This is a genomic window from Noviherbaspirillum saxi, assembly GCF_003591035.1.
Classification (GTDB): Bacteria; Pseudomonadota; Gammaproteobacteria; order Burkholderiales; family Burkholderiaceae_D; genus Noviherbaspirillum; species Noviherbaspirillum saxi.
In genome coordinates this window covers 1,296,622-1,311,379 of the sequence record NZ_QYUO01000001.1, presented here as the reverse complement: position 1 = coordinate 1,311,379, position 14,758 = coordinate 1,296,622, and the positions used below count along the sequence as shown (strand labels likewise).

General features: G+C 59.0%; 12 protein-coding genes. 7 read left to right on the top strand and 5 right to left on the bottom strand.

What is annotated here, in order from left to right; genetic code table 11:
- Nucleotides 1-78 precede the first annotated feature (78 nt).
- A complete protein-coding gene (locus tag D3871_RS06230; protein WP_119768097.1) occupies nucleotides 79-1,035 on the top strand; it encodes a diguanylate cyclase in 957 nt (318 codons plus the stop codon).
- An 8-nt stretch (nucleotides 1,036-1,043) separates the two neighbouring features.
- Here the strand turns inward: D3871_RS06230 and eda are convergent, their stop codons facing one another.
- Nucleotides 1,044-1,667 (bottom strand): bifunctional 4-hydroxy-2-oxoglutarate aldolase/2-dehydro-3-deoxy-phosphogluconate aldolase, encoded by a 624-nt coding sequence (gene eda / locus D3871_RS06225; protein ID WP_199724734.1) that lies wholly within the window; start codon nucleotides 1,665-1,667, stop codon nucleotides 1,044-1,046.
- A 17-nt stretch (nucleotides 1,668-1,684) separates the two neighbouring features.
- Nucleotides 1,685-3,598, bottom strand: coding sequence for a phosphogluconate dehydratase (gene edd, locus D3871_RS06220; protein WP_119769930.1), 1,914 nt, complete (start codon nucleotides 3,596-3,598; stop codon nucleotides 1,685-1,687).
- 248 nt (nucleotides 3,599-3,846) lie between these two features.
- Between edd and pgi the strand changes: the two genes are divergently transcribed.
- The 3 genes from pgi to tal all read left to right on the top strand — a co-directional run bounded on the left by pgi (nucleotide 3,847) and on the right by tal (nucleotide 7,529).
- A complete protein-coding gene (pgi, locus tag D3871_RS06215; protein WP_119768095.1) occupies nucleotides 3,847-5,496 on the top strand; it encodes a glucose-6-phosphate isomerase in 1,650 nt (549 codons plus the stop codon).
- Between the two features lie 130 nt (nucleotides 5,497-5,626).
- Nucleotides 5,627-6,496: an SIS domain-containing protein gene (locus D3871_RS06210; RefSeq protein WP_119768094.1), complete on the top strand. Its 870-nt coding sequence runs from the start codon at nucleotides 5,627-5,629 to the stop codon at nucleotides 6,494-6,496.
- 97 nt (nucleotides 6,497-6,593) lie between these two features.
- Nucleotides 6,594-7,529 carry a transaldolase gene (gene tal, locus D3871_RS06205; protein ID WP_119768093.1) on the top strand — a complete coding sequence of 312 codons (936 nt, stop codon included), beginning with the start codon at nucleotides 6,594-6,596 and terminating at the stop codon, nucleotides 7,527-7,529.
- A 60-nt stretch (nucleotides 7,530-7,589) separates the two neighbouring features.
- Here the strand turns inward: tal and D3871_RS06200 are convergent, their stop codons facing one another.
- The 3 genes from D3871_RS06200 to D3871_RS06190 all read right to left on the bottom strand — a co-directional run bounded on the left by D3871_RS06200 (nucleotide 7,590) and on the right by D3871_RS06190 (nucleotide 11,958).
- Nucleotides 7,590-8,876 (bottom strand): replication-associated recombination protein A, encoded by a 1,287-nt coding sequence (locus D3871_RS06200; protein ID WP_119768092.1) that lies wholly within the window; start codon nucleotides 8,874-8,876, stop codon nucleotides 7,590-7,592.
- 73 nt (nucleotides 8,877-8,949) lie between these two features.
- Nucleotides 8,950-9,579, bottom strand: coding sequence for an outer membrane lipoprotein chaperone LolA (gene lolA / locus D3871_RS06195; RefSeq protein WP_274381746.1), 630 nt, complete (start codon nucleotides 9,577-9,579; stop codon nucleotides 8,950-8,952).
- 39 nt (nucleotides 9,580-9,618) lie between these two features.
- Nucleotides 9,619-11,958 (bottom strand): DNA translocase FtsK, encoded by a 2,340-nt coding sequence (locus D3871_RS06190; protein ID WP_119768090.1) that lies wholly within the window; start codon nucleotides 11,956-11,958, stop codon nucleotides 9,619-9,621.
- A 265-nt stretch (nucleotides 11,959-12,223) separates the two neighbouring features.
- Between D3871_RS06190 and trxB the strand changes: the two genes are divergently transcribed.
- From trxB to D3871_RS06175, 3 genes are all read left to right on the top strand, one after another.
- Nucleotides 12,224-13,180 carry a thioredoxin-disulfide reductase gene (gene trxB / locus D3871_RS06185; RefSeq protein ID WP_119768089.1) on the top strand — a complete coding sequence of 319 codons (957 nt, stop codon included), beginning with the start codon at nucleotides 12,224-12,226 and terminating at the stop codon, nucleotides 13,178-13,180.
- 102 nt (nucleotides 13,181-13,282) lie between these two features.
- Nucleotides 13,283-13,921: a Smr/MutS family protein gene (locus D3871_RS06180; protein WP_119769929.1), complete on the top strand. Its 639-nt coding sequence runs from the start codon at nucleotides 13,283-13,285 to the stop codon at nucleotides 13,919-13,921.
- 121 nt (nucleotides 13,922-14,042) lie between these two features.
- Nucleotides 14,043-14,645, top strand: coding sequence for a trimeric intracellular cation channel family protein (locus D3871_RS06175; protein ID WP_119768088.1), 603 nt, complete (start codon nucleotides 14,043-14,045; stop codon nucleotides 14,643-14,645).
- Nucleotides 14,646-14,758 lie beyond the last annotated feature (113 nt).

Here is a 14,758-nt window from a genome sequence, read left to right as displayed (position 1 = left end):
ACGAAGAGTCGGCGTGAAAGACGCACTTTTATGTCTCAAGAAGAGTGAAACACTACACTAAACGTCGAAAGAGATTTCATGCAAAGCTTGCTACAAGGTGTGCTGAAGGCGGTCCGTGCCGGCATCATCGTGTTCGATGCCGAGCAGCGGGTCGTGCTGTGGAACCACTGGATGGAGCAGCACTCGCATCTGGCCGCTTCAGCGGTGCTGGGCAGGCGGTTTTCCGACATCTTCTCGGACATGGTCAATGGCCGCACCCACGTCGCGATCGATACCGCCCTGCAGCACAACTTCGCGTCCCTTCTTTCTCAAACACTGAACAAGGCGCCCTTCCCGCTGTTTGCCAGTCCTGCCGATGCCGCCAACGGCGTGCGCATGCAGCAGGCGGTGCACGTGATGCCGCTGGCAGTGGATGACTTGCCGCGGCATTGCCTGGTACAGATTTCCGATGTCAGCATGGCGGTCTCGCGCGAGCGCAAGTTGCGCGAAATGGCGGTCGAACTGGAATCACAAACACTGGTCGACGGATTGACCGGCATTGCCAACCGCCGGCGCTTCGACCTGCACCTGGACGATGAATTCCGCCGCGCGAAGCGGAATGCATCGGCGATCTCGCTGCTCATGATCGACGTCGATTCCTTCAAGGATTTCAACGACAACTATGGCCATCAGCGCGGCGACGATTGCCTGGTAACGATTGCCGGCGCCCTCGTACGCGTTCTCAATCGCGCGCGCGACCTGGTCGCACGCTACGGCGGCGAAGAGTTCACCGTGATCCTGCCGGACACGAGCGCCGACGGCGCCTTGCAAGTCGCGGAAGCGATGCGTGCGGAAGTCGAGGCTCTCGGCGTCGAACACGGCTTTTCCGGCGTGGCGAAGCATGTGACCATCAGCGTCGGTGTCAGCACGCTGGTGCCGGAACACACAACGGCGACCAGTAGCCTGGTCCACGCGGCCGACCGCGCCTTGTATCAGGCTAAACGGTCGGGCCGGAACTGCGTGATGGTGTACACCGAAGGCAGAAAAACCGCGTAGCAGGCAGGCTATTTGCCCAAGCTGGCCGCCGCAGCCGCCAGCGAAGTAATCATTGCCCAATCCCCCGCCCGTATCACTTCCTTGGGCGTCAGCCATGAACCACCGACACAGGCCACATTTTTACAGGCCAGGAATTGCGACGCCGTTTCCTGCGAAATGCCGCCGGTCGGGCAGAACGTGACGTCTGGCAGCGGCCCGGCGATCGCATTGAGCATGCCGATACCACCCGCCGGGACGGCAGGGAACAGCTTGAGCTGACGGAACCCGGCTTCGCGCGCCGCCATGACTTCCGACGGCGACATGACACCGGGCAGCAAAGGCAGTCCGCTGGACTTCGCCGCGTCGATCAGGCTCGGTGTCAATCCCGGCGACACGCCGAATGCCGCACCGGCATCGCGGGCGGCACGAAACTCATCCGGCTGGGTGAGCGTGCCGACGCCGACGAAAGCGTCCGGCACCTGGTCGACCATGGCGCGGATTGCCGGCAATCCGTGCTCGGTACGCAGGGTAACTTCCAGCACGCGAATACCGCCTGCGACCAAAGCTTGGGCCAGCGGGACGGCATCTTCAATGCGATCGATGGCGATGACCGGAATGACCGGCGAACTACGCATGATATCGAGGAGGTTCATGATCTGTTGAAAGTGAATTAGCGACGGGTGATAAGGGAATCTTCATCCGAGAACGACTGCTGCTCGGGCACCGCAAGCGGATTATCCTGCTCTTGCGGCATGTTGAGCGGCGGCGGCAGGCCGAAATTGGCCGCGCCTTCTTCCGCAGCACTGACCGCGCTGCGGAACACGGCAAATAATTCGCGCCCCATCCCGACATGGCTGGCCGACAGGTCGCCGGTGGCGATGGTGCGTGCATTCCATTCGGATTCGGCGACCAGTGCCTGCAGAGTGCCTGCTTCGGCATCCAGGCGAATCAGGTCGCCGTCGCGCACCCGGCCCAAGGGACCGCCAGCCAGCACTTCGGGGGTGACATGAATGGCGGCGGGAACCTTGCCCGATGCACCCGACATGCGTCCATCGGTCACCAGCGCGACACGCCGTCCCGCATCCTGCAGGTTGGCCAACGCCGGCGTCATCGCATGCAGCTCCGGCATGCCATTTGCGCGTGGCCCCTGGAAGCGGACCACGGCCACAAAATCGCGATCCAGCTTGCCCGTCTTATAGGCATCCATGAAATCTTCCTGAGAATTGAAGACCAGGGCCGGCGCTTCGACCACGCGGTGCTGCGGCTTGACTGCGGAAACCTTGATGACCGAGCGGCCGAGGTTGCCGGACAGCAGACGCAAACCGCCATCGGCGGAAAACGGTTGCTGTACGGTGCGCAAGACATTGATATCGGCGCTGGCTGCGGGCGGCGCCTTCCATGTCACCGTATCGCCGTCGAGGAAAGGCTCTGCGCAATGCGCGCGCAAGCCCTGCCCCATCACGGTGGTTACATCTTCATGCAGCCGTCCGCCATCCAGCAGTTCGCGGATGACAAAGCCGGTGCCGCCAGCGGCATGGAAGTGATTGACGTCGGCTTCGCCGTTCGGATAGATGCGGGTGAGCAGCGGCACGACACCCGACAGTTCATCGAAATCGTTCCAGTCGATCACGATACCCGCGGCGCGCGCCATCGCCACCAGGTGCAGCGTGTGGTTGGTTGATCCGCCCGTCGCCAGCAAGGCCACGATGGCATTCACAATCGCCTTTTCATCGACGATGCGCCCTATGGGAATATATTCCTTGCCCTGCTGGCTGATATCGACTGCGCGGCGCGCGGCGGCGGCAGTCAATGCATCGCGCAAGTCGGTATTCGGTGTGACGAAGGCGGTGCCGGGCAAATGCAATCCCATGACTTCCATCAACATCTGGTTGCTGTTGGCCGTGCCGTAAAAGGTGCAGGTACCGGCGCCGTGATAGGACTGCGATTCGGACTCCAGCAGAGCTTCACGCCCTAGTTTGCCTTGCGCATAAAGCTGGCGCACCTTGGCTTTTTCGGAATTGGATATACCGGTCGTCATGGGCCCCGCAGGAATGAATACCGCCGGCAAATGACCGAAGTGCAGCGCGCCGATCAGCAGGCCGGGCACGATCTTGTCGCAGACGCCAAGATATACGGCAGCGTCGAACATATTATGCGACAGTGCAACTGCAGTGGACATGGCGATCGTATCGCGGGAAAACAGGGACAGTTCCATGCCAGGCTGACCCTGGGTAACGCCGTCGCACATGGCTGGCGTGCCGCCTGCGAATTGGGCGACGCCTCCCGCATCTCGCACCGCTTGTTTGATGATGGGAGGAAATCGTTCGAACGGCTGGTGCGCCGACAGCATGTCGTTGTATGCCGAGACGATTGCGACCGACGGCGCTTTTTGTTCTTTGAGTTTGAGCTTGTCGTCAGCGGAAAAAGCTGCAAAACCGTGTGCGAGGTTGGTGCAGGCCAGAGCGCCGCGGTGCACACCTTGCAGGCGGGCCGCCTCTATCCTGGCAAGGTAGGCCGAGCGATAAGGCTTGCTGCGTTCGATGATGCGCCGGGTGACGGCATGAATGACGGGATGAAGTGACATGATCTTGCTCCGCTTGTAATTTCGTAATTTTACTACGCATTTCTCATAACGGCCGAGCATTGAAACATTGGTGCCCTCAAACTCTTGCAAAAAAACAGCGCAGGATTTCGAGAGAGAAAGTGAGAAATTTCAATGAGAAAACTCAAGAACCAGCAAGGCAGACTGCAATATTATGTAGTGAAATTACCAAAGAATATTGTATAGTTCAACGCGATGCCGATTCATTGTCCAGCCTCCAATCCTTCACCATGCACCTGATTCCGCTCACTGACGCCCCCGCCTTTCAGGCATTGCGCCGACATTACGATGATGCAAGCGACTGGCATATGCGCGATCTGTTTTCGCATCAGCCTGAACGCTTTTCCCGCATGTCGCTCGACGCAGCCGGACTCTTTCTCGACTATTCCAAGAACCGACTGGACGATACGACGCTCTCCTTGCTCATGGAGCTGGCGCGGGAACGCCATGTTGAAGAGCATCGGGATGCAATGTTTGCCGGCGAAAAGATTAATACTACGGAAGGCCGCTCGGTCTTGCATACCGCATTGCGCGCGCCGCGTGATAGGAAGCTGGTCGTCAATGGACAGGAGGTGATGCAAGAGGTTCATGCAGTGCTCGACCATGTCGGCGAGTTTGCGGAGCGGGTTCGATCAGGAAAGTGGCTGGGCCGCAGTTCCAGACCGATTACCGACATAGTGAACATCGGCATCGGCGGCTCGGACCTTGGACCGGAAATGGTATGCCGCGCGCTACGCAGCCGTGCGAAGCAAGGCTTGAACCTGCACTTTGTCGCCAATGTCGACGGGCACGATCTGGACGCCGTATTGGCCAAGTTGGATCCCGACACTACGCTGTTCGTCGTTGCATCGAAAACCTTCACCACGCGAGAAACCATGCTGAACGCGCAATCGGCGCGCGACTGGTTCCTGCAAACCGGCAACGAAGCCGAGCTTGCGAAGCATTTTGTCGCGGTATCGACCAATGCAAAAGCAGTCGCCGAATTCGGCATCGATACCGAGAACATGTTTCCGTTTTGGGATTGGGTAGGCGGTCGCTACTCGGTCTGGTCCGCCATCGGATTGCCTGTGGCGCTTGCGATAGGCATCGACGGCTTCAGGGAATTTCTTGCCGGCGCGCACGAAATGGACAGGCATTTTCGTACCGCGCCGCTTGAGCGCAATATGCCGGTGATTCTCGGCATGCTCGGCGTGTGGTATCGCAACTTCTTCCAGTGCGGCTCGCTATCGATCGCGCCTTACCATCAAGATCTGGCCCAGTTTCCCGCCTATCTGCAGCAGCTTGATATGGAAAGCAACGGCAAGCAGGTTTCGATGATCGGCAATCCGGTCGATATTGCCACCGGTCCGCTGGTCTGGGGCGATGTGGGCACCAATGGGCAGCACGCCTATTTCCAGTTGCTGCATCTGGGGACCGACATGGTGCCGGTCGACTTCATTGCAGCGCTCAAACCCACTCATGTTCTGCCTGTGCATCATGCGGTACTGCTGGCCAATTGCTTCGCACAGTCGGAGGCGCTGATGCGCGGCAAGGACGCTGCCGAGGTACGCGCGGAACTCGCATCGCAAGGAATAACCGACGACGAGCTAGCGGCACTGCTGCCGCACAAGGTATTTCCCGGCAACCGGCCTAGCAACACCATTCTGATGGATCAATTGACTCCCCCTACCCTGGGCGCGCTAATTGCCCTATATGAGCACAAGGTCTTCGTGCAAGGCGTGGTATGGGGCATCAACAGTTTCGACCAATGGGGCGTCGAACTGGGCAAAGTCCTGGCAAAAAACATTGAACCGGAAATCAATGGCAGTTTGCGTCCTGAAGCGCATGACAGTTCCACCAATGGACTGATCGCTCGGGCGAAAGCTGCGCTTGGAAAATGAGTCCTTCTGCAGACGAATGGGAACCTGGAGCGCGCGGCTCGCTGCGATAGCATTCGGGGTAATGCCTGCTGCCTTGTTCACCCGCGACGACATACAATGGCGGGACGAATTCAACCCTGAAATGTAAGCCATGCTGCTCGACTCCATCCGCACCCAGCTCGACGCGCTTTCCAAGTCGGAAAAGAAAGTAGCGCTGGTCGTACTCAAAAACCCCGACCTTGCGGTGTCCGGCAACATCACCGCGCTCGCGAAGAATGCCCAGGTTTCGGAGCCGACCGTGGTGCGGTTTTGCCGCGCGCTCGGCTATGACGGCTGGCATGAATTCAAGCTCAAGCTTGCGCAGACTCTGGCGCTGGCACTGCCGCAAGGCGACGAATCGCCGCTGCAGGACGACTTGGCGGCCGATCTGGTCAACAAAATCTGCAGCCGCTCGATCAACACCTTGCTCGACCTGCGCAACAACCTGCAGCCGGCGGCCATCGAGCGTGCGCTGGATGTTCTGGCGCGTTCGCACAAGATCGAATTCTGGGGCCAGGGAACCTCGGGTATCGTTGCCGCCGACGCGCAGCACAAGTTTTTCCGGTCCGGCGTGCCCACGGTTGCCTATGCCGATCCGCATATCCATGCAATCTCCGCGGCGCTTTTGAAAAAAGGCGATACAGTGGTGGCGATCTCCCAACGCGGCAACAGTACTTCGCTGCTGCACAGCGTACAGCTGGCGCGCAAGGTCGGCGCCGACGTCGTCGCGCTAACGCCGAGCGGCACGCCACTGTCGGACCTGGCCACAGTGCTGGTGCCGATCGATCTCAGCTTCAACATTGATCCCTATACGCCGATTTCGGCGCGTCTTGCGCATCTGGTGGTGATCGATATTCTGGCGGTGGGACTCGCCTTGAAAGGCGGCCCCGAATTCCGCAAAAAGATGCAGAATGCGCAAAAAGCATTGCAAAAGCTGGATATGCAATTCGACTCGTTCCTGCGTCATCCGCCAAAGATTTAGCGACACAGCAAACGAAAGTTGTCCTGATGCATATCTAACCAAGGGCTTGCTATGCGGTTATCATGCAGTTTTCCGTTCGACTTTTTGCCCGACTTCCATGAACCAGCTTGAACAACTGAAGCAGTACACCACCATCGTCGCCGACACCGGGGATTTCCAGTCGATTCAGGCCTTCGCGCCGCGCGACGCCACCACCAATCCTTCGCTCATCCTGAAAGCGGTGCAGAAAGACGACTATCGTCCGCTGCTGGAACAGGCGGTACGCGACAATGCAGGCAAACCGACTGGCGACATCATCGATCGCCTGCTGGTGGCATTCGGCACCGCGATCCTGAAAATCATTCCCGGACGCGTATCCACCGAAACCGATGCTCGCCTTTCCTTCGATACCGAAGGTACGATCACCAAGGGGCGCGCCCTGATCGCGCTCTATGAAGCCGCCGGCATCCCGCGCGAACGCATTCTGATCAAGATTGCGTCGACCTGGGAAGGCATTCGTGCAGCCGAAGTGTTGGAAAAGGAAGGCATACGCTGCAACATGACCCTGCTGTTTTCACTGCCGCAGGCAATCGCTTGCGCGGATGCGCAAGTCCAGCTGATCTCGCCCTTCGTCGGTCGCATCTATGACTGGTACAAAAAGTCGACCGGCCAGGAATATACAGGCGCGGACGATCCGGGCGTGCAGTCGGTCAAGCGCATTTACAACTACTACCGCAAGTTCGGCTACAAAACCGAAGTCATGGGTGCAAGCTTCCGCAACACTTCGCAGATCGTCGAACTGGCTGGCTGCGACCTGCTGACCATCAGCCCCGATCTACTGCAAAAACTGGCGGACAGCGATGCGCCTGTTGCACGCAAGCTCAGTACGGACGAGGCCAAATCGGCAGACCTGCAGAAACTGACGCTGGATGAAAAAACCTTCCGTTACATGCTGAACGACGATGCAATGGGAACGGAAAAACTGTCCGAGGGCATACGCCTGTTCTGCGCGGACGTGGTCAAGCTGGAAAAGATGGTGGAAGCCTTGCGCTGACAGTAAAGGGGCGGGCTGAAATTGCAAAAAGGCGTGATGGTTTCAAGCCATCACGCCTTCTTATTTCTTGCCTGCCTTTGCATCAAGGTCTCTTAACCAGTTCAGCTTGTCGCCTATCTTGGCTTCGAGCCCGCGGTCTGTCGGCCGGTACCAGCGCGGCTCTCGCATGCCGTCCGGCAGATAGCTTTCTCCGGCGGCATACGCGTTCGGCTCATCATGCGCATAACGGTATTCATGACCATAGCCGAGTTCCTTCATCAGCTTGGTCGGGGCATTGCGCAAGTGCACCGGCACCTGGCGCGATTTGTCCTGCTTCACGAAGGCTTTTGCCTCGTTGTAGGCGTTGTAACCGGCATTGCTCTTGGCTGCCATCGATAGGTAAATCAGCGCCTGCGCGAGCGCCAGCTCTCCTTCGGGCGAGCCGAGTCGTTCATAGGTAGCCGCCGCATCGTTCGCAATCTGCATGGCGCGCGGATCGGCAATGCCGATGTCTTCCCAGGCCATCCGGACTATGCGCCGCGACAGATATCTCGGGTCGGCGCCGCCGTCTATCATGCGGCAGAACCAGTACAGCGCGGCATCGGGATTGGAACCGCGTACGCTCTTGTGCAAGGCCGATATCTGGTCGTAGAAAGCATCGCCTCCCTTGTCGAAGCGGCGCAGGTTCTCGGCAAGCGCAGTCCCCAGCAATGCTTCATCGACCTCGTCCTGCCCCTTCGAGGCAGCCGCGCGAGCGACGATTTCAAGGTTATTCAACAGCTTGCGGCCGTCGCCATCAGCGCTGGCCACCAGCGTCGATTTTGCCTCCGGCGCGAAATCCAGTCCGTCGAGTTCCTGTATGCAGGCCCGGTCGATCAGCGCATCGAGATCTTCGTCGGACAAAGATTTCAAAACATATACCGCAGCACGCGACAACAACGCCCCATTGACCTCGAACGAGGGATTTTCGGTAGTCGCGCCGATGAAGGTAAACAAGCCGCTTTCCACATGCGGCAAAAACGCATCCTGCTGGCTCTTGTTGAAGCGGTGCACTTCATCGACGAACAGAATGGTCCGGCGTCCGGAATTGGCGCGCACGATCTGCGCCCGCTCGACCGCTTCGCGGATGTCCTTGACGCCCGACAGGACTGCGGACAGCGCGATGAACTCGGCGTTGAAACTGTCGGCCATGAGCCGCGCCAGCGTCGTTTTGCCAACGCCGGGCGGTCCCCAGAGAATCATGGAATGCGGCTCGCCTGACTCGAAGGCGACGCGCAAGGGTTTACCGGGACCGAGCAGATGCTGTTGACCGATCACGTCATCGAGCGTTTGCGGGCGTAGCCTTTCGGCGAGCGGAATGGAATTCATGTCGGGGAGCGGGTCTGCCCCGCCTTTCTTCTTTTGACTGCAAACGAAGACGGCGCCTTTGCGCCGTCTGCCATCATTGCTGAAACACGTCGGCGCCTTTAGGCACCGCAAAGCGGAACTGGTCGGCGGCCATGGCCGGATTCTTTTCGAATTTCTTGAATGTCAGCAGCGACACCTGGCCGAAGGAATCACGCAATTCCATCGCCATCGGCACGCCATCCTTGAGGCCGATGCCGATGCGGTCAAAGGTGGTGTCCTTGGTCTTGGGCGTCGCTTCCAGCCACTCCAGGCCGTCCTTGGTGCCGGCCTCCTTCAGCGTAAAGTTCTTTTCCAGGTCGTTGCTGCCGAACAGGATCGCTGCCGGCGACGAGCCAAGCGCGTTGCCGAGCTGGCGTACCGTCACCTGGTTGAGGTCCTTGTCGTAGATGTACAGTTTTTCGCCATCCGCCTGCAACAGCTGTTCATAGGGCTTTTGATAGGTCCAGATGAACTTGCCGGGACGGGCAAAGATGAAGGTCCCGGTCGACTGATTGGAAATCTTTGCGCTGCCGTCCGTCATCTTGACCTGACGTTGCGAAAACTCTCCTTTTGCCGACTTGGTCGTTGACACAAAGGATTTGAATTGATCGAGCGCCGAGGCACTGGCCAAGGCGGGTAAAGCCAACGCAAAGGCAGCGGCGCAAATGGCGGCTGCCTTGTTGATATTGAAGTTGCGGGATTGAGTCCGGTTCAAAGCGTTATCCTATTCCTGGGTATTGCCGGCCGGAACAAGAATTTCGCGGTTGCCATTGGATTGCATCGAGGAAACCAAACCGCTTTGCTCCATTTGTTCCAAAAGCCGGGCTGCGCGATTGTAGCCGATACGCAAATGCCGCTGCACCAGCGAGATCGAAGCGCGGCGATTCTTCAAGACCACGGCAACCGCCTGGTCGTAGAGATTGTCGGATTCTCCGCCGCCTGCGGCTACTTCCCCGCCGAATGCAGCATCACCGCCCTCTTCGGCTACGCCTCCCTCTAGGATTCCTTCAATGTAATTCGGTTCCCCCTGGGCCTTGAGGTGCTCGACCACGCGATGCACTTCGTCATCCGATACAAAGGCTCCATGCACTCGCACCGGCAAGCCGGTTCCCGGCGGCATGTACAGCATGTCGCCCATGCCAAGCAGCGCTTCCGCGCCCATTTGGTCGAGAATGGTACGCGAGTCGATCTTGCTGCTGACCTGGAAGGCAATGCGGGTCGGAATATTGGCCTTGATCAGGCCGGTAATCACGTCGACCGACGGACGCTGGGTAGCCAGGATCAGGTGAATGCCGGCGGCGCGCGCCTTTTGCGCAATACGCGCAATCAGTTCTTCGACCTTCTTGCCAACCACCATCATCAGGTCGGCCAATTCATCGATGATGATGACGATCGTCGGCAGCTTTTCCAGCGGCTCAGGCGCATCCGGCGTCAGGCTGAACGGATTGGGAATTTTTTCTTCCTTCTTTTCCGCATCGGCGATCTTGGTGTTGTAGCCGGCGAGGTTACGTACGCCCAGCTTGGACATCAGCTTGTAGCGGCGCTCCATTTCGGCCACCGCCCAGTTCAACGCATGACCGGCCTGACGCATGTCGGTCACGACCGGCGCCAGCAGGTGCGGAATGCCTTCATAGACCGACATTTCCAGCATCTTCGGGTCGATCAGAATCATGCGCACATTGTTCGGGTCGGACTTGTAAAGCAGCGACAGGATCGTCGCATTGATACCGACCGATTTACCGGAACCGGTGGTGCCGGCGACCAGCAGGTGCGGCATCTTTGCCAGATCGGCGACCACGGGATGACCGGCGATGTCCTTGCCGAGCGCGACTGTCAGCGATGACGCACTATCGTTGTACACCTTGGAACCGAGGATTTCGGTCAGGCGCACGATCTGCCGTTTCGGGTTGGGCAGTTCCAGTCCCATGTAATTCTTACCGGGAATGGTTTCGACCACGCGAATCGAGGTCAGCGATAGCGATCGCGCCAAGTCGCGCGCCAGGTTGACGATCTGGCTACCCTTGACGCCGGTAGCCGGCTCAATCTCGTAACGGGTAATCACCGGGCCGGGATACGCTGCCACCACCTTGGCTTCGACGCCGAAGTCGGAGAGTTTCTTTTCGATCAGGCGGCTGGTGAATTCCAGGGTTTCGACACTGACGGTTTCCTGTGCCGGCGGCGGTTCATCCAGCAGCGCCAGCGGCGGCAGGTTGGTGTCGGGCAAATCGGCAAACAGCGAGACCTGCTTTTCCTTTTCGACGCGCTCCGATTTCGGCACCGCGACGACTTGCGGCTCGATGCGGATCGGCGGCGCTTCGACGATCTTGGCGCGCTCCTGCACGACCACTTCTTCCCGCTTGACTGCGGCGACCTGGCCAACTTTGCGATCTTCACGCGCCGAATACAGGCTTTGCACCCGGCTGACCGCATTTTCGATGACGCCGCCAATCCGTTCGGCCACCGCCAGCCAGGACACCTGGAAGAACAGGCTGAAGCCAACACCAAAGAGAAGCAGCAGGAACAACGTCGCGCCGGTAAAGCCGAACGCATGCTGGGCCGCGCCCCCGATCAACTCGCCCAGCACGCCGCCGGGTTTGCGCGGCAAATCCGCCTTGAGGGAATACATGCGCAGATATTCGATCGCTACGCTGCCCAGCAACATCAGGACAAAGCCGATCGCGCGCACCCAGACTTCATGATGATGTTCGGGTTCGGGTTCAGTCTGGAGCAGGAAGCGCTGCGATAACCGGCGGTAACCCTTGAGCACCGACCGCAAGAGAAATACGCAGCACCACCAGGCGGAAAAGCCAAAGATGAACAGCATCAGATCGGCCAGCCATGCGCCAATGCGGCCACCCCAGTTATGCAGGTGCGGCACTACATTGGCTTGTGACCAGCCCGGATCGGTTTTGTCATACGTCATGAAAATCAGGACGAGATAGACGGTAACGACGGCAAGCACGAACCAGCGCGCTTCCGACAGCAGCCGCACCAGTCGGCCGGGAAGCGGATTGGCCTCCTGCGCGCTGGTATTTCGAGTATAGGCTTGGCTTGTTCGGGTCATAGATTAGATTCGGGGAAGAGCCGCGTTCGGGCGGGAGATAAGCGGAATTCGGTCGGCGCTCCGCCTCGCAAGGCATGTTCGTCTATAATCTTAACCAGTTTTTCGGGTGCAATACTGATGAGCTGTTGAAATTTTGCCTTTTGGCGACATATGCATCGCAAAGGCGCCGCTTTCATCGCGCCCCACGCACTTTTGCTGCGTTTTTACTTGCGTATTTTCTTGATTTATCGCGCATTATTTGTCAACTCCTTACTCCCACACTGCCATGGCAACCACCAAACACGCCAACGTTCTCATCCTCGGTTCCGGTCCGGCCGGCTATAGCGCGGCCGTCTACGCCGCGCGCGCCAACCTGAAGCCGGTCCTGATCACCGGCGTCGAACAAGGCGGCCAGCTCATGACAACCACCGATGTTGAAAACTGGCCGGGCGATCCGATGGGCGTGCAGGGTCCGGAGCTGATGCAGCGCCTGCTGCAGCATGCCGAACGTTTCAATACCGATGTCATTTTCGATTACATCCATACCGCGAAACTGACGGAAAAGCCGATGCGCCTGATCGGCGATTCCGGCGAATACACCTGCGACTCGCTGATCATTGCAACCGGCGCATCTGCGCAATATCTGGGCCTGGCGTCGGAAGAAGCCTTCATGGGCAAGGGCGTGTCGGCCTGCGCAACCTGCGATGGCTTCTTCTACAAGGGGCAGAACGTGGCCGTGGTCGGCGGCGGCAATACCGCGGTCGAGGAAGCGCTGTACCTCTCCAATATCGCGACCAAAGTGACGCTCATCCATCGCCGCAACAAGTTCCGTGCAGAACCGATCTTGGTCGATCGTTTGATGGCCAAGGTTGCCGAAGGCAAGATCGAAGTCAAATGGGACCACACACTCGATGAAGTGCTTGGCGACGACAGCGGCGTGACGGGGATCAGAATCAAGTCGGTCAAGGATGGCGAGACCCGCAAGCTTGACGTGCACGGCCTGTTCATCGCCATCGGCCACAAGCCGAATACCGGCATCTTCGAAGGTCAGCTCGAGATGCACAACGGCTACATCAAGACCAGGACCGGCCTTGAGGGTATGGCGACGGCGACCAGCATTCCCGGCGTATTTGCCTCCGGCGACGTGCAGGACCATGTCTACCGCCAGGCCATCACCAGCGCCGGCACCGGCTGCATGGCCGCACTGGATGCACAACGCTACCTGGAAAGCCTGGAAGGCTGACACCGGTTGGGCACGGAATCTGCATTGTGGATTCCGTGCAAGCAGCAAGCGGCAGGCCCGCTCAATTCAACCCGAGCGCCTGCGGTCAAAGGAATTACCGACATGTCCGGCCCCATCAAGGATTTTGCCTCGCTCAAATCGCTTCGCGCGGAACTGAAGGCACAGGAAGATGCACGCAAGGCTGCCGAAGAGGAACGTCTTCGGCGCGAACACGAGAACCGGCGCGACGCCGACCTGTTTCGCCGGTCCATCGGTGAAGTTGCGCCATTGGCATCCCACGATAAGGCGGAATCCCCTCCGGCACGCCCGCTGCCGATCGCACGCCAGCACCTCGCCGACGAACAGGCCGCACTGGCCGAATCGCTTTCCGATGAATTTAATGTCGACACCCTGCTCGATACCGACGAAGCGCTGAGCTATGCGCGCAGTAACATCGGTCCTGATACATTGCGCAAATTGCGGCGCGGCCACTGGGTGATCCAGTCGCAGCTGGACCTGCACGGCATGCGCCGGGAAGAGGCGCGCGAAGCACTGGCCGAGTTTCTGCGCAATGCAGTCAAGCGCGGCGTTCGTTGCGTGCGCGTGATCCATGGCAAGGGTCTCGGCTCGGTGAACAAGGAACCGGTCCTGAAGAGCAAGGTGCGCAGCTGGCTGGTGCAAAAAGAAGAGGTCATTGCCTTTTGCCAGGCGCGTGCGGCTGACGGCGGAGCGGGCGCGTTGGTGGTGTTGCTGAAGGCTTAGCATTATCGCGATTACGCCTTCTTCATGCACGCCAGGGCAGGCAGGCTCCTCGTTGCACGCCGGTTTGCTTTCCTACCCTTCCCCAGTATGATGCGGACATCGGCCACTTCATCTGCCTCGCATGTCCCTGATCAAGATCCTTGAGATCCTCGCCATTCTCGTGGGCGCCTTTTCCGGCTTCATCGAAGCGCGCAGCAAGCGGATGGACGTGGTCGGGGTCTTTACCGTGGCGTTCATCACTGCATTTGGCGGCGGCACCTTGCGCGACATCCTGCTCGACAAGCGGCCGCTGTTCTGGGTGACCCATCAGGAATACGCAATCCTGATCTTCCTGCTTGCCTTGGTTGCCGTCCCGGCCATTCGGACATTGCGCAAGATTATTTCCGAGCGTCTGATCGTGGTCGCCGATGCGCTCGGCCTTGGTCTCTTCTCCATCGTAGGCGTGTCGCAGGCATTGGAAGCCGGCATGCCGATTTTTATCGCATCGATGATGGGAGTAATTACTGGAATCTTCGGCGGCGTGCTGCGCGATATCGTCTGCAATGAAATCCCGATGGTGCTGCGCGACGGGAAGCCTTATGCAATCTGTTCGTTCGGCGGCTGCTGGATGTATCTGCTGATGCAAAAAACCGGCGTTCCGCCGGATTTTTCTTTATGGACCAGCGCGCTCGCCATTGTGGTGGCGCGGCTGCTTACCTGGCATCGGGGTGTGCGGCTGGAGTGAGGCAGTCCAGCTGGAAACGCCTGTAAAACGGTCTCGGAGTGATCCGGATGAGCTAAAGTCAACCGAAGAGCGGACCTCAAGTGAACTGCGGCGGATATGGCGGGTATCCGCGA